Origin of the sequence: Bradyrhizobium sp. SK17, from assembly GCF_002831585.1 — a bacterium.
GTDB lineage: Bacteria > Pseudomonadota > Alphaproteobacteria > Rhizobiales > Xanthobacteraceae > Bradyrhizobium.
In genome coordinates this window covers 5335752-5352242 of sequence record NZ_CP025113.1, presented here as the reverse complement: position 1 = coordinate 5352242, position 16491 = coordinate 5335752, and the positions used below count along the sequence as shown (strand labels likewise).

The 16491-nt window shown below is 61.4% G+C and carries 19 protein-coding genes and 1 tRNA gene; 6 read left to right on the top strand and 14 right to left on the bottom strand.

Annotation, left to right across the window (positions count from 1 at the left end; genetic code table 11):
• Nucleotides 1–107: 107 nt before the first annotated feature.
• The 3 genes from CWS35_RS24655 to CWS35_RS24645 are packed head-to-tail and all read right to left on the bottom strand — an operon-like array spanning nucleotide 108 to nucleotide 1199.
• A complete protein-coding gene (locus CWS35_RS24655; RefSeq protein ID WP_100954256.1) occupies nucleotides 108–782 on the bottom strand; it encodes a hypothetical protein in 675 nt (224 codons plus the stop codon).
• 13 nt (nucleotides 783–795) lie between these two features.
• Nucleotides 796–1017 (bottom strand): cold-shock protein, encoded by a 222-nt coding sequence (locus CWS35_RS24650; RefSeq protein WP_100954254.1) that lies wholly within the window; start codon nucleotides 1015–1017, stop codon nucleotides 796–798.
• Nucleotides 1014–1199, bottom strand: coding sequence for a hypothetical protein (locus CWS35_RS24645; RefSeq protein WP_100954252.1), 186 nt, complete (start codon nucleotides 1197–1199; stop codon nucleotides 1014–1016). The genes CWS35_RS24650 and CWS35_RS24645 overlap by 4 nt, the downstream gene beginning before the upstream one ends.
• 214 nt (nucleotides 1200–1413) lie before the next feature.
• Between CWS35_RS24645 and CWS35_RS24640 the strand changes: the two genes are divergently transcribed.
• A complete protein-coding gene (locus CWS35_RS24640; RefSeq protein WP_100954251.1) occupies nucleotides 1414–1803 on the top strand; it encodes a hypothetical protein in 390 nt (129 codons plus the stop codon).
• A gap of 194 nt (nucleotides 1804–1997) precedes the next feature.
• Here CWS35_RS24640 and CWS35_RS24635 read toward each other — a convergent pair whose 3' ends face one another.
• From CWS35_RS24635 to CWS35_RS24630, 3 genes are all read right to left on the bottom strand, one after another.
• Complete coding sequence (locus CWS35_RS24635) at nucleotides 1998–4040, bottom strand: VapE domain-containing protein (protein WP_100954249.1); 2043 nt, start codon at nucleotides 4038–4040, stop codon at nucleotides 1998–2000.
• A gap of 147 nt (nucleotides 4041–4187) precedes the next feature.
• The gene (locus CWS35_RS39095; RefSeq protein WP_157817216.1) at nucleotides 4188–4358 is read right to left on the bottom strand and encodes a hypothetical protein; all 171 of its coding nucleotides are present in this window, start codon (nucleotides 4356–4358) and stop codon (nucleotides 4188–4190) included.
• On the bottom strand, nucleotides 4355–4555 hold the full coding sequence (locus tag CWS35_RS24630; protein ID WP_100954246.1) for a hypothetical protein: 201 nt from the start codon (nucleotides 4553–4555) through the stop codon (nucleotides 4355–4357). Before CWS35_RS24630 ends, CWS35_RS39095 begins: the two co-directional genes overlap by 4 nt.
• Nucleotides 4556–4670: 115 nt before the next feature.
• Between CWS35_RS24630 and CWS35_RS24625 the strand changes: the two genes are divergently transcribed.
• The 3 genes from CWS35_RS24625 to CWS35_RS24615 all read left to right on the top strand — a co-directional run bounded on the left by CWS35_RS24625 (nucleotide 4671) and on the right by CWS35_RS24615 (nucleotide 6211).
• Nucleotides 4671–4922, top strand: coding sequence for an Arc family DNA-binding protein (locus tag CWS35_RS24625; RefSeq protein WP_100954244.1), 252 nt, complete (start codon nucleotides 4671–4673; stop codon nucleotides 4920–4922).
• Complete coding sequence (locus tag CWS35_RS24620; RefSeq protein ID WP_100954242.1) at nucleotides 4919–6049, top strand: site-specific integrase; 1131 nt, start codon at nucleotides 4919–4921, stop codon at nucleotides 6047–6049. Before CWS35_RS24625 ends, CWS35_RS24620 begins: the two co-directional genes overlap by 4 nt.
• 72 nt (nucleotides 6050–6121) lie before the next feature.
• Nucleotides 6122–6211, top strand: a tRNA-Ser gene (locus CWS35_RS24615).
• Nucleotides 6212–6254: 43 nt separating this feature from the next.
• On the opposite strand, the gene CWS35_RS24610 is transcribed toward CWS35_RS24615, so the two are convergent.
• Together CWS35_RS24610 and CWS35_RS24605 are read right to left on the bottom strand one after the other, a co-directional pair.
• Nucleotides 6255–7439, bottom strand: a complete 1185-nt coding sequence (locus CWS35_RS24610) for an IS481 family transposase (protein ID WP_024583326.1) — start codon at nucleotides 7437–7439, stop codon at nucleotides 6255–6257.
• A 494-nt stretch (nucleotides 7440–7933) separates the two neighbouring features.
• A complete protein-coding gene (locus tag CWS35_RS24605; RefSeq protein WP_100954240.1) occupies nucleotides 7934–8854 on the bottom strand; it encodes an alpha/beta fold hydrolase in 921 nt (306 codons plus the stop codon).
• Between the two features lie 149 nt (nucleotides 8855–9003).
• Here CWS35_RS24605 and CWS35_RS24600 point away from each other — a divergent pair, with 149 nt between their 5' ends.
• Together CWS35_RS24600 and CWS35_RS39615 are read left to right on the top strand one after the other, a co-directional pair.
• Complete coding sequence (locus tag CWS35_RS24600) at nucleotides 9004–9474, top strand: helix-turn-helix domain-containing protein (RefSeq protein ID WP_100954238.1); 471 nt, start codon at nucleotides 9004–9006, stop codon at nucleotides 9472–9474.
• Between the two features lie 86 nt (nucleotides 9475–9560).
• Nucleotides 9561–9722: a hypothetical protein gene (locus tag CWS35_RS39615; protein WP_168226374.1), complete on the top strand. Its 162-nt coding sequence runs from the start codon at nucleotides 9561–9563 to the stop codon at nucleotides 9720–9722.
• A gap of 7 nt (nucleotides 9723–9729) precedes the next feature.
• On the opposite strand, the gene CWS35_RS24595 is transcribed toward CWS35_RS39615, so the two are convergent.
• From CWS35_RS24595 to CWS35_RS24570, 6 genes are all read right to left on the bottom strand, one after another.
• Nucleotides 9730–11070 carry an aminotransferase class III-fold pyridoxal phosphate-dependent enzyme gene (locus CWS35_RS24595; protein WP_100954236.1) on the bottom strand — a complete coding sequence of 447 codons (1341 nt, stop codon included), beginning with the start codon at nucleotides 11068–11070 and terminating at the stop codon, nucleotides 9730–9732.
• A 43-nt stretch (nucleotides 11071–11113) separates the two neighbouring features.
• Complete coding sequence (locus tag CWS35_RS24590; RefSeq protein ID WP_100954234.1) at nucleotides 11114–12142, bottom strand: ABC transporter substrate-binding protein; 1029 nt, start codon at nucleotides 12140–12142, stop codon at nucleotides 11114–11116.
• Between the two features lie 85 nt (nucleotides 12143–12227).
• On the bottom strand, nucleotides 12228–13070 hold the full coding sequence (locus tag CWS35_RS24585) for an ABC transporter permease (protein WP_168226373.1): 843 nt from the start codon (nucleotides 13068–13070) through the stop codon (nucleotides 12228–12230).
• On the bottom strand, nucleotides 13070–13900 hold the full coding sequence (locus CWS35_RS24580) for an ABC transporter ATP-binding protein (RefSeq protein WP_245438639.1): 831 nt from the start codon (nucleotides 13898–13900) through the stop codon (nucleotides 13070–13072). Before CWS35_RS24580 ends, CWS35_RS24585 begins: the two co-directional genes overlap by 1 nt.
• Nucleotides 13901–13966: 66 nt before the next feature.
• A complete protein-coding gene (locus CWS35_RS24575; RefSeq protein WP_100954230.1) occupies nucleotides 13967–15550 on the bottom strand; it encodes a gamma-glutamyltransferase family protein in 1584 nt (527 codons plus the stop codon).
• On the bottom strand, nucleotides 15543–16367 hold the full coding sequence (locus CWS35_RS24570) for an IclR family transcriptional regulator (RefSeq protein WP_100954228.1): 825 nt from the start codon (nucleotides 16365–16367) through the stop codon (nucleotides 15543–15545). Before CWS35_RS24570 ends, CWS35_RS24575 begins: the two co-directional genes overlap by 8 nt.
• Between the last annotated feature and the right edge of the window lie 124 nt (nucleotides 16368–16491).

Genomic DNA, 16491 nt, shown 5'->3' with positions numbered 1-16491 from the left:
CGATCATAATCGTAGCCAATCGTCTTCTCCGTGAAGTTGGGCGAGAGGGCCGTGATGCAACCCTCTCGCAGTCGCAAAAGCGGCGAGGTTACCCGCCCCTGCGACGACTATTCGCCGATGCGGCCTTCGAGCAGTTCCTGAGACACTTCAGGAGTTGACGTCACGAGCCACTTTTTGAATTCGAGTTCGGACAGACCAATAGCGGCGCGCACTTCCTTCGTTGCGCTTTCGAGCGCCATACCGACACTTTCGAGCGCTTCCGCGTCCTCACGCAGAACCGCAATCTCGGCCGGGAAATGCGCTTCGATGAATGCAGCTTCCATCTGCCCGCGTAAGCTGTCGGACACGCCCGTCAACATTGACGGAGCCTCCGAGATCGCCGCGACGACCACGGGATCGGGATTGAACGTGAGCGTTCTGACCTGCTTGCTCGACTCCATCTGGCGGACATGAGCGCGGATCTCTTGGCGCAAGAGCGCGGCACCCACATCCGTCTTGTCGGCAGCGGGAACGGTCAGATTGCGGCGCCGAGATTCGAGCTTCTTTTTTGCGGCATCGATCTTGATCACCTCGCGGCGCAGATCGGCTGCAACCTTCTTGGTTGCGAAGTCTCGCACCCTTTCGGTGATACCCCTGTCGTTCAGCGTCCCCAGCTTCTTGGCCGCATCCCGCGCACTCGCCAGGGTCTCCGGCATCGACCGCAACTTGTCGAAAATGGCGCGATGCCCGAGGAAACGCGGATCCGTGGGGATATTGTCTCGAAAGGTATTCCAAGGGGTCATAAATCAGAGTCCTCTAGATTACGTCGACGTTGACGCACATTGGGTGGCCCGGTTTCCGCTCGCTCTCAGCGGTTTCGAATTCGACGCGCTGGCCGCGGCGCAGGGCGTCGTAAGCTTCGTCGACCTCGCTGATATGAACGAAGATGCTGGCCTGATCGCTCTCGCGACGGACGAAGCCATAGCCCTTGGCTTCATTCCAATGCGTGACGGTGCCGCGGTGCTTCGTGTCGCTCACGCTGCGGCCTCGGTCGCCAGTGCGCGCCGAAACTCGGCCGGTCGGAATGCCCAACGACCCGCGATCTTACGCGCGCCAGGCAGGCAGCCGCGCTTCAGAAGCAAGTAAACCTGCGGCTCCGAACGATTGATCGCACGCGCAATTTCGGATGCGCCCCATACAATCTCGCCTTCTTCGGACATGCGTGGTCTCCGCCCGCAGCGACGCGTCAGGTCGCATTGCGGCTTGTGTGGATAACGGCAAACTTCGGTGAGTGAATTCGCTATATCCTATCAAAATTATTTTCATTTGTCAACCCTTGGATGGTTGACTTATGGTCGCGCTTGATGCAGCCGAACATTTTATGCCCGATTGTTTATGAGAAGCCGTTGGAAACGAAGAGGAACGAGAAACGTGATGAAAGTGATTTTTGGCGTTGTCGGGGTTTGCGTTGTTGCGTTCTTCGTTTTCGCATTCGTGCTGTCTCGGACACCTGAGAACCAGGCATTTGCCGCTGCACAAGACAGCGTGCGTGAACGATTGGTAGACCCCTCGTCTGCACAGTTTGACGGCCTACGCCTAGTCAGCAGCGAAGACGGAAAGTTCGTTTGCGGATACGTCAACAGCAAGAACAGAATGGGCGGGTACGCCGGTCGCATTCCGTTCGTCTATGGTGTCGACAGTTACTTTTCGTACGTAATTTCCGATCGCAAGGATGCGTTCATCGCTGGTGAGAAGAACGTAAAGCCGTGCTTTCCGTCGATCGACGTTCCGGCCAATGCTGCGGAAGCTGATCGCAGATTCTGACAACTTGTAATTACGTGTTGACGGAGACTAAGCAATCATCAGGCCGGTAGGCGGTAGGTAGGGGTAGTGCCGGTAGGGGCATTTTCTAAGAACTTCCTGGCAACGACGTCTACCCTGCGCTCCCTTCCCCTGCTCTTTTTCCTAGTAATTTCTCCAAACAGCCCCTACCTACCCCTACCCCTACCCCCTACCCCCTACCCCCTACCAATCGCAGGCAGAGGCGCGAGGCGCGGTTCGGGTGGAAGCGGCATTTCGACTTCCATACTCATGCTCACGCCGCGCCGGTAAGAGAACGGCAATTTCGGCTCCAGTCGCAAAGCACCTTTCAGGTCTCCACGGCGCCAGACGTTGACATTGCGGTTGTCGATTTTCTTTTGCGCCGGCTCGAATCCCAGTTCACGCACGACGCCGAGATAGTCGGGCGCATTGACAACACGCCCCGCAGCTTCGCGAACCACCTGGCTGAGATCCGCGGCGGTGACGTACACAGAGAGGCTGGTTGGGGCGAGCCAATCGCGCAACATCACTTCATACTCGGGCCGCTGAAGCGCCGCCTTCTGATGCTGCTCGGTGACACTCCACAACTCTACAGGAATGCGGAACGTCTCTCCGATCGATTCCCGTGCGGCAGCCTCCCCCACCAGCTGATCGACGTTTGCCTGCAACCACTCCAAGTTCACGCGACCAACCACGTGCACCGGCAGCCATCGTCTGTTGCCGGTTTTGTCGCGCAGAGGCATCGAATCGTTCGACGTTCCCACGAAGATGCAGCGTCGCGGCTGATCCGTTGCAAGAGCATCGTATTTGCGAGTGTAGTTGTCATACTGGGTCGAAATGAACGCTTTGATGTCTTCGACCTCGGTCTTCTTGTGGCCGGACAGTTCCTGCAGCTCGATAACGAGTTTCCCGGCCATTTGCGGCACCATATCCTGTTGCCGGCCACCAAGCTTTAGCGTGTCCGTATGCCATCGCTCGTGCATCGCCAGGATTTTGCAGAGTGACGACTTGCCAACACCCTGCTCCGGCGAAATGAAGATCGCGCACTCGTCATGCTTGATACCGGGATGCCGCGCGCGCCGCACCAAACCGCCGATGATGTTCAGGCCCACAACACGGTGATAAGGGTCATTCGGGACGCCGCATGCTTGCGATAGCCACGTGTCGAGCCTTGGGACGCCATCCCATCCGGACTGTAGAGCGGCCAGGTGCTCAAGCAACGGATCGCACGAATTGGCCCGGGCGATAGTGCGCAAGGTCCGCTGGAAGAACTCTTTAGTCGGATTGAATGGCTGGCCAAGATCCGCCGCAAACGTCATCAGGTCGTCGATGACCTTATCGGTGAGCGGCTGCCAGTCTGTCGCCGACTCGGCCCGGCGATATTCGATCCGGTCAATCCAAAGGTTTTCGCGAACCTCCATACCTTTCATGCGGAGAACTGTCCGAACGTTATGAGGGTGCTGCGGTTCGGCTTTGTGCCCTTTTGCGTCGGAAATAAAACCAGGCGCCCGCTCGGCTGCGATCGCGCGCATTACCTCGGCATCGAACGCACTTGCCGCGAGCTTCGTCATTTCTGGAAGTCCTTCCATCTCGGATTTCGTGTTGTGCCACTGAAGACACTCGTGAACGAACTCAGCAAACGCCCGCATTTGTTCGGAGCTGTACGCTCGTGCTGGCGCAGACGTCATGGCTTCGAACGTCGCGCGCGCCTCGTCGGGCATTCGATCGGTTGGGATCACCTTAGGAAGGCGCGCAACAGCTTGTTGGGCCGCCTCGAAAAGCTTGATCGCTTCCCCGTACTCAGCGCACACCTTGGCGCCGTGAGCCCGAAATCTGCGATGCCTCCAGTCTTCTAGTGCCGCATCCATCTTGGCAGATAAGCCACTGTGGATCGCGCAGCACTGCCCCCGCAAATAAGCGAACAGGTCGATCAGCAGCACGTCGTGTGGTGCCCTATCCCGATCGAAGCTGGGCCACAGTTCGCTCAGCTGTTGCGTTGAGCGCATGTCTCCAGCTTCAATCGCCAGTTGATAGAAAAAGTCGAATCCGAGTCCTTCTGGATCGAGGCGATAGCAATCCCAACCGACTTCTTCGCTACGCAACGCGGCTGGGATCGGGAGCCATTCTCCGTCAAGGTTGAAATCGATCTCACTCGCGTCGATCGGAATCGCGAGGCGCTCGTCTAGCGGGATCGAGAACCATTCGTTGAGGCGCGGTTCGTCAAATAGAGCGTTGGACATTCGGGCTCCAAAAAATTCTTTGGTGGAGCCCCACGAGCATATTGCGATGACTGTCGAACTATGCTAGACAGGTTAAGTCTTGCCGGACATAAGCCTGACCACGAAGTTTGACCGCCTTCACGTTGGCCCGTGGGGGCGGTTCTTCGTTTAAGCGAGCGGTTTACGCCACTCTTCCAGCACTTCACGCAGCTCCTTCAGTCGCTCCTCTTGGAGCAGAAGCAAGCCGGCGATCTTCGACTGAATCTCACCAGCGTCCACAGCGATACGCGTGATGACAGCAAGGTCAGTCTTGCGGATGTTGAGACGTTGGTCGGTCACGCCGCGGTCTCCAGGCCGAGTTGCTTTCGTAGCATGGCCGTTGGCACTTTCTTCAACCGGCCGATCTCGATTGTCGGGATGTCGCCTCGCCTAGCAGCATCGTAGCTCGCGTTGCGGCCAAGACCGAAGACGATCCGACCAACATCGGGCACAGATGCAGTCGGCCGGGAAAGCAGTTTTAGTAACTCTTCATTCATAATCGACCATCCCTTATGTTGTCGGGAACAGTTTTGTACCTTAAAGGTACATTTTTGTTCCGTCAAGGTCTGGGCTGTGGTATATGGTCCCGCCTCGGCAGAAAGGGAATCCGAAATGGCGGCTAAGGAGACTTCGCACCTACGTCTCAGGGTCGAGACTGCATTACTGGCTCGCTTGGAAAAGGCGGCCGAAAAGAACGGGCGCACATTGACCGGCGAAATCATACAACGATTGGAACAGTCCTTCGCCAAAGAAGACATGATGCAGAACCTCGAAGCATTGGCGGACAAGCTCGCGGAGAAGGTTGGCAAAGTTGTCGTTAGCGAGAACAACCGCGTGATCATTGAGCGCGGCGGAAAGCCATGAAAGGCCACATCCAGCAACGCGGCAAGAATTCTTGGCGATTGAAATTCGATGCGGGTCGTGACGAGAGAACCGGTAAGCGGAAGACCCAATTTCACACGTTCCGCGGCAACAAGCGACAGGCTCAGATTAAGCTAGCTGAACTGATCGCATCAGTTGCTCAGGCGAAATACGTTGAGCCGAATAAGATCACAGTCACCGAGTTTGTTCGCGCTCGTGTCGATCACTGGGAGGCGGCTGGCGACATCAGCGCCAGAACTGCCGAACGCTACCGCGAACTGGTCGAAAACCAGATCGTGCCTCATCTCGGCGCAAAGCCACTCCAAAGACTTCGCACGCTCGACATCGAGGAATGGCACACCACGCTCCGAAACAGCGGGCGCGCCGATAGTAAAGGTGGCCTGGCGCCCCGGACGATCGGTCACGCGCACCGCGTGTTGGGAAAAGCACTGCGCGACGCCGTGAAAAACGAGCTGATCGTCAAGAACGTTGTCGCAGCCGAATCGGCGCCCAAGGTTGAAGACGAAGAGATGATGATCGTGAAGGACGTAAGAGCCTTCATCGATACCTTGCGTGGACACCGCTTGTTTGTTCCGGCTATGATTTCACTGTTCACCGGTATGCGTCTTGGCGAAGTGCTGGGCCTCCGTTGGGGCCGGCTCGATATGGACAAAAAGGTCGTCCAGGTCCGAGAAGCGATCGAGGAAACCAAGGCGCATGGTATCCGGCTCAAGCCTCCTAAGACGAAGGCAGGCCGGCGGGACATCACCCTGCCCGATCTTCTGGTTGAAACCCTTCGCGACTTCCGCAAAGAGCACCTTGAACTGCGATTGAAGCTCGGCGCCGGCAAGCTGCCCGACGATGCGCTGCTATTCGCGGGTCTAGATGGCTCCCTGCCGTCCCAGAAGCGCTACAGCAAGGCGTGGAGCGACTTCCAGCCTCACATGGGGTTCCACAACCTTCGGCACACCCATGCATCACAACTGATCGACGCCGGGGTGGACATAGTCACGATTTCCAAGAGGCTTGGGCATGCAAAGCCGGACATCACCTTGCGTGTCTACGCCCACTTGTTTAGGAACGACGACACTAAGGCAGCAGCGGCGATAAACGCGGCGCTCGCGCTTTAGGTGCCATTCGGGTGCCAATTTCGTGATTTGTTCTATTCGGAATGACCGCTAAGCACTTGAAATCGTTGGTTTGGAAGGGTGGCCGAGTGGTTTAAGGCACCGGTCTTGAAAACCGGCGTGCCCGCAAGGGTACCGTGGGTTCGAATCCCACCCCTTCCGCCAGATTACCAGTGTCCGGCCCAGACAGATGGGTAACAGATCGTACCTAAGACATGGGTGACAACCTCGTGCCGAACGGGTTGTCGAGTGGTTGCAGGGTTTTCTGCTCCAGGTCAAAGTATCCCAAATCATAGTGCATGAAGCTGGCGAGCCAAATGCCGTCGTCGACCTCCTTGATGCCGAGTTTCTGGCCGGCCAGGACGGTGGAGATGTTGATTCTCTTGCGGAGTAGGCAGAGGCGTCCGCAGGCGGTGACGAGGACGTCGCGGTCGTGGAACGGATAGGTCAGCTCAGGCAGGCCTGCATAACGACGTGGTGAAGCGCCGTAGAGCTCGGCCGGGCACTTCATGTCGAGCGCCTCATGAGGTCGTTCGGTATTGAACTCGCGGATGAAGGCGTCGAAGCGGTCCTGCTGCTGTAAACTGTTGGAGCCGGGCGGACGGGTGGCTTCCTTCTTGAGCGTCAGGTGCATGCGTTCATGGCGGCCATTTTGCTGCGGATGGCCAGGTTTGATGCGCTCGATCGCGATGCCGAGCCGGAGCCACCACACCGACAGCTTTGAGAGATTGAACAAGGCATTGGGACTGGCAAAGGGCACGCCATTGTCGGATCGGATGGCAAGCGGCAGGCCGCGTTCACGGAACAGGCGCTCGAAGGCATCAATTGCAGGCTCCTCGCGCGTTGAATCGAGTGCTTCGCATAAGAGCAGAAAGCGCGAGGCATGATCGGTGACGGTCAAGGGATAGCAGTACCGGCCGTTGCCGAGCTTGAACTCGCCCTTGAAGTCGGTGCACCACAGATCATTGGGCACGGCGCCTGGCGACAGCGGCGTGCCGCGCGCGCGGTGGCGCGGCCCGCCTCCGCGCCTGACCAGACCGTGGCGGTCGAGTACCGCATGGATGGTGCTTTTGGCCGGAACGCGGATATCGCCATCGAGCCGCCGTACCAAAAGTTCGCGGATCTTGCGGGCTCCCCAGTGCGGCTTCTCGGCCTTCAGCCGGACAATCAGGGCTTCAAGCGGCTGCGGGAGCTGGTTGGCATAACGCACCGGCCGGCGCGACCGGTCGCTCAGCGCTTCGAGCCCGTGCTCCTTGTATCGATCGAAAATCTTGTACCCGGTCTTCCGCGAGATGCCGAACTCCCGGCAAACCTCGGTCATCGCCTCTCCATCCAGCAGGCGGGCGACAAAGCGAAGGCGCTCTTCCATTACCGAACTCGCTTTCCACGGCATCCACACCTCCCGCAGAACAAAAGCGGAAAGTGTAACCCATGTGTCCGGTACGTTCTGTCACCTATCTCTCGGGCCGCTCACAGCGATCGCTTGGCAGCTTCGTTGCGCCTGGTTCCGTAAGGCTGACGTCAGCACCGCGCGCCATAGTTTGTCGCATGACAGACCCGATTGCTCTCACCGCCTCGCTGATCTTCATGTTCGTCGCGGGATTTGTTGTTGGCTACGCGGTCCGCGCGGCCATTTCCCGCCGCCGTCGAGCCCGCGCACGGTAAGGTGAAGCCAAGCCGTCGTCACCGCCGCCGCGGCGATGGGGTATCGGTTTCGCCATGACCCCTCAGCTTCGCCGCAAGACCTATCTGACCGCCATCGCCATCGCCGCTCTGGGTTGGATCTGGCTGCTGGCGGACGTGGTCGCGTGGGCGTTTCAAGGCTAACGCCGGAGGCCAACGGGCGAGCGCGCTGCGAGGCCCGCTGCCCAATTGCCGAGCGTGCCGTCAGCCGTGCCGGATGAACTCGGCGATCAGGCCGCCGATCTGCTCCGGCGCATCCTCGAAGCAGTAATGCCCGACGCCGGCGAGACGCTCAATCGGCGCCGCGGGGAATAGCTCCGAAAACAGCGGCAGGAAGTGCTCTGCGCGCAGCGTGCGATCCGCCTCGCCCCAGATCGCGAGCGCAGGCTTGCTGCGGATCGCACGATCGGCCGCCGGATCCGGCGTCTCGAATTGGTGGGCGCCGGTCGCAAACCCCTTGGCCCATCCGATCGCACCGAGGCAGTCGGACGGTCGCGCGAACGGTGCGCCGTAAGCGGTGAGCCAGGCGTCGGTGATCGCGGCATTGTTCTCGAAGCCGTTGAGTTTCAGTGTGCTCAGGATGTTGAAGCCGAGTTGGCCGAGCACCGGCTCAAGCTCGCCGTTTGCCTCGGCCTGCGCGATCCACCGAAACCAAGGCGAGACCTGTGCATTCGCAGTGAGGCGTTCGAACAGATCGCTCTGCCCGAACGGCGTCGGCCCGTTGGCCGAAATGATGCGGCGGATGCGATCCGGGTGGCGCGCAGCCAGCCCCATGCCGACCGGACCGCCAAAATCATGCATCACGAGGGTGATGTCGGTGAGATCCAGTGCGAGGACCAGGGCTGCGAGATTGTCGACGTGGTCCTGTAGCCAGTAGCTGCGCTGCGCCGGCGTCGCGCTCTTGCCGAAGCCCATGTGATCCGGGACGACCACGCGGTGCGTCGCGCTCAGGAGCGGCACCAGGTGGCGGAACAGATAGCCCCAGGTCGGTTCGCCATGCAGGCAAAGCACCGTCTCGCCGTCCCGCGGGCCCTCGTCGACGTAGTGCATCCTGAAGCCCGGCGCGGTGCTGAAATGCGGCGTGAACGGAAACGTGCCGTCGAACATGGCGTCGGGTTGGATCATGGCAAACCTCGGATGGTTTTAATTTGAAACCATCGTGTACCGCTTGAGGTTTTAGTTTGCAACCGATATATCGGATTTGTGATCGGACGGGTGCGTCGGGACGCCACCCGGGATCGGCAAACGCACCGTGGAGCTACAGGCAGATCGCGATGGCCAAGAGAGTGAGCCACAAGGACTCGATGTGCGGCGTGGCCCGGCCGCTGGATGCGATCGGCGACTGGTGGTCGCTGTTGATCGTCCGCGATGCGTTCGACGGGTTGCGCCGGTTCGGCGAATTTCAGAAGAGCCTCGGGCTCGCCAAGAACATCCTCTCGGCGCGGCTACGCAATCTGCTGGCGCACGGCATCATGGAGACCGTGCCCGCCGCGGACGGCAGCCCCTATCAGGAATACGTGCTGACCGAAAAGGGCCGCGGTCTCTTCCCGCTCCTCGTCGCGCTCCGGCAATGGGGCGAGGATTTCTTCTTCGCGCCCGACGAGGCGCATGTGCTGCTGGTCGATCGCAAGAGCGGACTGCCGGTACGCCGGCTCGAACTGCGCGCGCAGGACGGACGCGTCGTCGGTGCGGAAGACACGACGGTCCAACTGCCCTCCGATTTACGCGAGCGAGGGACCGCGTGAAGGCACGCGCGGCCGCGTGAGAATCGCTGATAGGAACCGGATATTAACCCTCCTTGCCGCAGCATCCGCGCGTGGAGGTTCGACCAATGCAGACATTCCGGATTTCGCTGAGTGATGGTACGCGAAAATTCCACACGGCGATTCAGGCGCCGGATCCAGCGTCCGCGCGCATCAAGGCTGCGTACTTCTTCGACATATCGAAGTGGCGGATCCTGAGCGTGTCGCCGACCACCGCGATGGCGGCCTAGTCGCAAGTCAAAGCGTTGCCGCCGCTTCGAGTCCCGATGCGATCGCATCACAGATCTCGCTGATCTGGCGCTGCTCAATGATCAGTGGCGGCGAGAGCACCAGCGTGTCGCCGAGCGCGCGGACGAAAACGCCACGGTCCAGGCAGACGTCGGCGCATTTGCGTGCGCGCTGCCCGGGCATTTCCGCGGTCGATTCGATCTCGACCGCACCGAGCAGGCCGAGATTGCGGATGTCCCTCACATGCGGTCGGTCACGCAGGCTGTGCAGCGCATCTTCCCAAAGCGGTGCCAGGTTGTTCGCGCGCTCAAACAGGCCCTCGTTCAGATAGCAATCAAGCGTCGCGAGCGCCGCGGCGCAAGCGAGCGGATGACCGGAATAGGTGTAGCCGTGGGCGAGCTCCACGCTGGCCTCGGAGCCCTGGCCGAGCGACTCATGAACAGTGTCCCGCACCAGCACCCCGCCCATCGGCACCGCGCCGTTGGTCATGCCCTTGGCGCAGGTGATCAAGTCGGGCAGCACGCCCAAGGCCTGCGCGGCGAAAGGCGCGCCGAGCCGGCCGAAGCCCGTGACCACCTCGTCGAAGATCAGAAGGATGCCGTGACGATCACAGGTGGCGCGCAGCCGCTCGAGATAGCCACGCGGCGGCGGTAGCACGCCGCCGGCTCCCGCAACCGGCTCGACGATCACGGCCGCAACGGTCGAGGGATCGCAGGCTGCGAGAATGCCTTCCAGGGCATCGGCAAACTCTGCACCGTGGTCGGGCTGGCCACGACTGAAGGCATTGCGCGTCAGGTCGTGGGTATGTGGCAGATGCGAGACGCCAGGCATCAGGACGCCGAATTGCGCGCGATGCCAGCCGATCCCTGAGACCGACAGCCCGCCAAAGCCCATACCGTGATAGCTGCGCTGGCGACCGATCAGGCGCTGACGGTGGCCCTGCCCCCGAGCGCGTTGACACGCAAGCGCGATCTTCAGCGCGGTGTCGACCGCCTCGGAACCGGAGCCAGCCAGGAAGACGTGATTGAATCCTTCCGGCGCGATCGTCATGAGCCGATTGGTGTAGTGGAAGGCAAGCGGATGGCCGACGCCGAAGCTCGAGGCGTAGTCGAGCTTGCCAGCCTGGTCGCGGATCGCCTCAACCACCTTCGGATGGCAATGACCGGCGTTGACGCACCACAATCCTGCGATCGCATCCAGCACGCGTCGTCCGTCGGGCGTCTGGTAATGCATGCCACTCGCGGCGGAGAAGAATATCGGTGTCTTCTTGAAGCGCCGGTTCGGTGTCATTGGCATCCAGTAGGCTTCGAGGTCGTTGGGTGGTGTATCGAGCGCAATCATGTCAGACATTGGAGGTTCCTGACGTTGGGGCGGCTTGGGGATGACGAGAGCTTTAGCGGGACAGAGCAGCCTCGACGGCCTTTACGTCGAGATCATCATTGACCTGGTCGACGAGCGCATTGGTGACGATCTCGTGCGCATCGACGTGGTCCTTCAGCACACCGGCCTTCAACAGCCAGTCGAGGTAGGCCTGATACGTATCGAAATTGCTGGAGCCCCATTTGTCCGCGCTGGCTTCCAACGACATCTTCGGCGTCACCGTCTTCAGCAGCGCGATGGTCTGGTCAAGCGCCCGATCCGGGTCCATGCCCGTTGGCACCACTTGCGGGTACACCGCGTGATACATCTCGGCAGCCGCCCGCGGATCGCGCAGGGCGAAAAGCGTGCCCATGGCATAGCCGCGCACCAGCCGCGCCAGCAACTCGCCCTTGGTCTGAATGGTGTCGGGGCGAGCCACAAAACTATTGGAGGGGAACGACTCCAACTCGCGATCGGCCAGTGGGCGCATCGGCACGCCCGCGAGCTCCATCAGCGTGTACTGCACGTCCCACTGCGATACGGCGTCGATGTCGCCACGTTTTAGCAGCAAAGCGGTCTGCGCCGGCTGACCTGAAACGACGATCTTGATGTCGCGGTCGGGATCGAGCCCTGCCGAGGTCGCGACCGAACGGGCGACGACCACGCCGGCCGACGCCATCGACGTCACTCCGATTTTCTTGTCCTTGAGATTTCCGTAGCTGGCGATGGGGCTGCCTGCGGGCACGGCAAGGCCGAAGATATTGCGACGGAACGCGGTGTAGAACACCTGCGTTTTGACGCCAGTCAGCGACAGGATCGCGACCGGCTCGACGGTGGGAACGGCGACCAGGACTTCGCCGGTCGCGACATTGCGTACACAGTCGGAGGAGCCCGGCAGGTTCACAAGCGCGACATCGATCCCGAGTTGCTTGTACCAACCCATCTTGATCGCCACCGCGAACGGCACGACGCCAAGCGTCAATACGCTGGTGCACCAGCCGACGCGGACTTTCGTCTGCGCCGCGGCAGCAGGAGCGAAGCCTGCAAGCGCGGCGGCAATCATGATCGCACCAGTAAGACGGTGGCGTCTGCAACGTTGCTTCACGGCATCCTCCCGCTTGAAAGGCCTGGATGATCTCGGCTGGTGGTCAGGACGTGATCTGCTTTGCTTCCGCCGTCGCACCTGCGATTGGTGAGGCTGTCGTCGCGCCCGACGCACCACGCCCGAGGCGCTCCCAAAACAGAACGCGGTGCCGGATCGCGAGCAGCGTCTGGTTAAGGACGAGGCCAACGACTGCGAGCACGATCAGCACCGAGAACGACCCTGCGATATCCATCGAGAAATTCATGCTCTGCATCAGCATGCCGAGACCCTGCTCGGCTCCGAGAAACTCGGCGACCACGGTGCCGATCAGGGATAACGTGATCGCGATCTCGAGCCCCGCGATTACCATCGGCAGCGCCGTCGGCAGCCGCAGCATGGTGAATATCTGCCGCTCGGTGCCGCCGAGCGAGCGGATCAGGTCGACGCGGTCGGCATCCGCCGAATTCAGCCCGGCGATGGTGTTGACCATCAACGGAAAGAACGAGACCAGCGCCGCGGTCACGATCTTTGAGGTCATGCCGAGGCCGAACCACAGGACAATCAGCGGTGCTAGCGCCACCTTCGGCATCGACAGAAACATGACGATATAAGGGTAGAGAAAATAGGCGACATGGCGATTGAGCGCCACCGCGACGCCGAGCACGAACCCAAGGCTGCAGCCGAGCGCGAATCCGAGCAGCACTTCGAACACGGTGACGCCGATGTGTTGCAAATAGAGCCCGGTGGAAAACCCCCGCCACAGCCCAGCGGCCACCGCCGACGGCGATGGCAGCACGAACGAAGGAACGCCGAGCAAGCGCACGGCTAGCTCCCAGATTGCTAGTGCTGCGACCAGCAGTACGATGCTGAGCAGCCGGTTCTGCGTGGTGTCGACGGAGCTGTCCATCAGTCGGTCACTCCCAATGCGCCAAAATGGTTGCGGATGCGCCGTACATAGTCGCCGAACGGCGCGGTGCTCATCATGTCTAGGCTGCGCGACCGTGGCAGCGTGATCTCGATCACCTCGGCGATGCGTCCAGGTCGTGGCGTCATCACCACGACGCGATCCGCGAGGAATACGGCTTCCGAGATCGAGTGGGTGATGAACAGGACTGTCTTGGTGCGGGATTGCCACAGCCGCTGCAGCTCGACATTCATGTGCTCCCGCGTCATCGCATCCAGCGCGCCGAACGGCTCGTCCATCAGCAGGATCGACGGATCGTGCACCAGCGCCCGCGCAATGCCGACGCGTTGCTGCATGCCGCCAGACAGTTCCGCGGGATAGCGCGTCTCGAAATCGCGCAAGCCAACCAGCGCCAACAGCTCGCGGGCTTTCGCGAGATTGTCCCTGCGATGAAGCTCCTGCACATCGATCGGCAACAGCACGTTTTCCAATACGGTGCGCCAGGGGAACAGCACAGGTGACTGGAACACGATGCCGATGTCGCGCCGCGTGCCGCGCACCCGACTACCGCCGATCCACACTTCGCCGCTGCCGGGTGGAATCAGTCCCGCTACGACCCGCAGCATCGTCGACTTGCCACACCCGGATGGACCGACCACGGCCACGAACTCGCCGCCGCGGATATCGAGGTTGACATCATGCAGCGCCAACAGACTCGCATCGCCGATGCCGTAGGCCTTGTTGACGCCAGCGAGCCGGATCGCCGGCTGCGTTGCTTCGGTGGCCCGCTCGGCCAACGCGCGCTGTGCAGCTCTGTGGTCTCGTGAAGTCATCAGATACTCCATCCGCGCCGGTATGCTCGCCTGCCCGCGATTTGTGGCAGGCTGGTTCGTCCTGCACTACAGACCTAACGCCATCCCATCCTTGCGATGATCGGAGGCCCCGGTCAGCACACCGCGATCACAATCGATCCAGACCGCCTGAGCACCGCCGATCGGAAAATCCGACCACTCGACCATGTGCCCGCGCGCCTCGAGGTCGGCCTTGACCGCCGGCGAGATCGTCGTCTCGAGCGATAACTTGCCGTCGAAAGCGAACGAGCGCGGCATGTCGCTGGCTTCCTGAAGACCGAGACCTCGATCCAGGATCTGCGAGATGAAATGCGCATGTCCGGCCGCTTGATAGTGTCCGCCCATCACGCCGAACGGCATCACCGGCTTGTCGTCGCGGTAAAGCAGCGCCGGAATGATGGTGTGCATCGGCCGCTTGCCGGCCGCGATCGCGCTTGGATGATCCGGATTGGTGCGGAAACCCATGCCGCGATTATGCAGCAGCACGCCGGTTTCGGGCTCGTAGATGCCGCTACCGAACGGCGCAAACAGCGAGTTGATCAACGAGACTGCGTTGAGATCGCGATCGACCACTGTGACCAGCGTAGTGTCCTTGTGCTCGGCGTCGTGCCAGTAGGCAGGAGCGCTGGCACGGTCCGGGGCGATGAGCGCGCGGGTCCGCGCTGTCCACGCGTCCGACAGGAATTCGTTGGTCGCCGTCGGCCGGTGCGCTGGATCGCAAAAGTAGGCATCGCGTGCGCGATAGGCCGCCTTGGTGGCTTCTGCGAGCAGATGGATGCGGTCGGCCTCGGAATGCCCCGTATCGCCAAGGGCAAGCCCTTCGATCGTGCGCAGGATCATCAGCGCTGCCAGGCCCTGTCCTGCCGGTGGGCATTCGTAGACGGTGTAACCGCGATACGGTGCGCTGATCGGCTCGACGTAGTCGCTCTGCTCTTGCGCGAAATCGTCCATTTCATGCAGGCCGCCGAGCGCCTTGAGCTTGCGCGTCAGCGCGGAAGCGATGCCATTCTGATAGAAGGCACCGGCGCCCTCGTGCGCGACCTTGCGTAGCGTCGCCGCGAGCGCGGGGTTGCGGAAGGTGTCGCCCTTTCCCGGAGCCTGACCGTCGGGCAGGAACTTGGCGCGCGTGTCGGGATCACGCGACAGCTTCTCGATCTGCCGTCCCCAATCCCAGGCGACACGCGGAGTGACGCACATACCGTCTTCGGCGAGCCGAATTGCCGGCGCGAGGACCTCGGCGAGGTGCTTTCTGCCGTGATCGCGATTGAGCGCGCACCAGGCCGCCGGCGCGCCGGGAATCGTGACTGCATGCGGCGATTCCGCGGGAATAGCGTCGAAACCTCGCTCGGCATACCAGGCGGCATCGGCGGCGCGCGGCGCGCGACCCGAGCCATCGAGCGCAATGGGCTTTCCGCCGTTTCGCGCGAACAATGCAAAACAGTCGCCGCCGATACCGGTCATGTGCGGCTCGACGACGCCCTGCACGGCGATAGCGGCGATCGCCGCATCGATCGCATTGCCGCCAGCGCGGAGGATATCGACGCCGGCAAGCGAGGCCGCCGGATGTGAACTACAGACCATACCGTGCGAACTGATGGCCTCGGACCGGCCAGGTTTGGTGAAATCACGCATGGGACGCTGGCTCCGCGGAAATCTGGGCTGCGGCCTGCGCGATCCGCGGACCGATCTCGTGCTCGAGCCGCTCGGCACTGACCTCGGACGGCATGCCACCGCAATTGATCGCAAGCACAATGCCTTCGGGCGTCACCAGCGGCGCGCCAACGGCGAATATGTCGGGACGCCGGTCGCCGAGCGATACACAGAACCCACGATCGGCGAGCTGCTCAAAGGCCTTGTCGAGGCCGGAACGGATATCGCGCCACTCCTCGCGCGTGTGCTGCATGCGGAGGCGCTTGAGCAGCAGCTCGCGCTCCTCGACGGGAAGGCCGAACAAATAGGCGCGTCCCATCGCGGTGGTCTCGATCGGCAGCTTTGATCCGAGATCGAAGCGCATCGGGCGCATGTGAGGATGCCGCGCCGTCTCGATCGTGACCAACTCGGACTGGTCACGCATGCCAAGCGAAGCCGGGATGCGAGCGAAGTCGGCGATTTCCTGCAAGAGCGGACGAGCGGCGATGCGGTGCGGCATGCCGGCAAGCAGCGAGTGACACAACGCGACCACGCCGGCGCCGAGCTGATAGCGGCCGAGTCGCGGCGCGTAGGAAAGGTAACCGAGCGCGGTTAGCGTCTGCGTCAACCGAGAGATCGTGGCCTTGGCAAGTCCGGTACGCGCCGCGAGCTCGCTGTTGCTGAGTGAGGTTTCGCCAGGCCGAAACGCACGCAGCACGGTCAGCCCGCGCGATAGTCCCTGCACGACCCGCGTGTCATCGCCCGCATGATCGAGACCGTCGGTGTCCGCCTTGCGCTGAATGGAAGTGAGCCGCGCCATGTCCACCCTGTATCAATTCTTATACGTGTAATTCAATTCCACTATATGAAATTATTTTTGTCAAGGGACCACGCGAGGCATCGTCTGCCGGCCACGGGCGGTGTCGTCATGTCGTCGAGGACAG

Excerpts from the sequence above, each read along its gene's own strand:
- CWS35_RS24585 (WP_168226373.1), bottom strand. The coding sequence starts at position 13,070 with ATGGACAGCTCCGTCGACACCACGCAGAACCGGCTGCTCAGCATCGTA.
- CWS35_RS24640 (WP_100954251.1), top strand. The coding sequence starts at position 1,414 with ATGAAAGTGATTTTTGGCGTTGTCGGGGTTTGCGTTGTTGCGTTCTTC.
- CWS35_RS24590 (WP_100954234.1), bottom strand. The coding sequence starts at position 12,142 with ATGATTGCCGCCGCGCTTGCAGGCTTCGCTCCTGCTGCCGCGGCGCAG.
- CWS35_RS24575 (WP_100954230.1), bottom strand. The coding sequence starts at position 15,550 with ATGCGTGATTTCACCAAACCTGGCCGGTCCGAGGCCATCAGTTCGCAC.
- CWS35_RS24655 (WP_100954256.1), bottom strand. The coding sequence starts at position 782 with ATGACCCCTTGGAATACCTTTCGAGACAATATCCCCACGGATCCGCGT.
- CWS35_RS24630 (WP_100954246.1), bottom strand. The coding sequence starts at position 4,555 with ATGAATGAAGAGTTACTAAAACTGCTTTCCCGGCCGACTGCATCTGTG.
- CWS35_RS24595 (WP_100954236.1), bottom strand. The coding sequence starts at position 11,070 with ATGTCTGACATGATTGCGCTCGATACACCACCCAACGACCTCGAAGCC.
- CWS35_RS24645 (WP_100954252.1), bottom strand. The coding sequence starts at position 1,199 with ATGTCCGAAGAAGGCGAGATTGTATGGGGCGCATCCGAAATTGCGCGT.
- CWS35_RS24580 (WP_245438639.1), bottom strand. The coding sequence starts at position 13,900 with ATGACTTCACGAGACCACAGAGCTGCACAGCGCGCGTTGGCCGAGCGG.
- CWS35_RS24600 (WP_100954238.1), top strand. The coding sequence starts at position 9,004 with ATGGCCAAGAGAGTGAGCCACAAGGACTCGATGTGCGGCGTGGCCCGG.
- CWS35_RS24635 (WP_100954249.1), bottom strand. The coding sequence starts at position 4,040 with ATGTCCAACGCTCTATTTGACGAACCGCGCCTCAACGAATGGTTCTCG.
- CWS35_RS24570 (WP_100954228.1), bottom strand. The coding sequence starts at position 16,367 with ATGGCGCGGCTCACTTCCATTCAGCGCAAGGCGGACACCGACGGTCTC.
- CWS35_RS24620 (WP_100954242.1), top strand. The coding sequence starts at position 4,919 with ATGAAAGGCCACATCCAGCAACGCGGCAAGAATTCTTGGCGATTGAAA.
- CWS35_RS24605 (WP_100954240.1), bottom strand. The coding sequence starts at position 8,854 with ATGATCCAACCCGACGCCATGTTCGACGGCACGTTTCCGTTCACGCCG.
- CWS35_RS24610 (WP_024583326.1), bottom strand. The coding sequence starts at position 7,439 with ATGCCGTGGAAAGCGAGTTCGGTAATGGAAGAGCGCCTTCGCTTTGTC.
- CWS35_RS39615 (WP_168226374.1), top strand. The coding sequence starts at position 9,561 with ATGCAGACATTCCGGATTTCGCTGAGTGATGGTACGCGAAAATTCCAC.
- CWS35_RS24625 (WP_100954244.1), top strand. The coding sequence starts at position 4,671 with ATGGCGGCTAAGGAGACTTCGCACCTACGTCTCAGGGTCGAGACTGCA.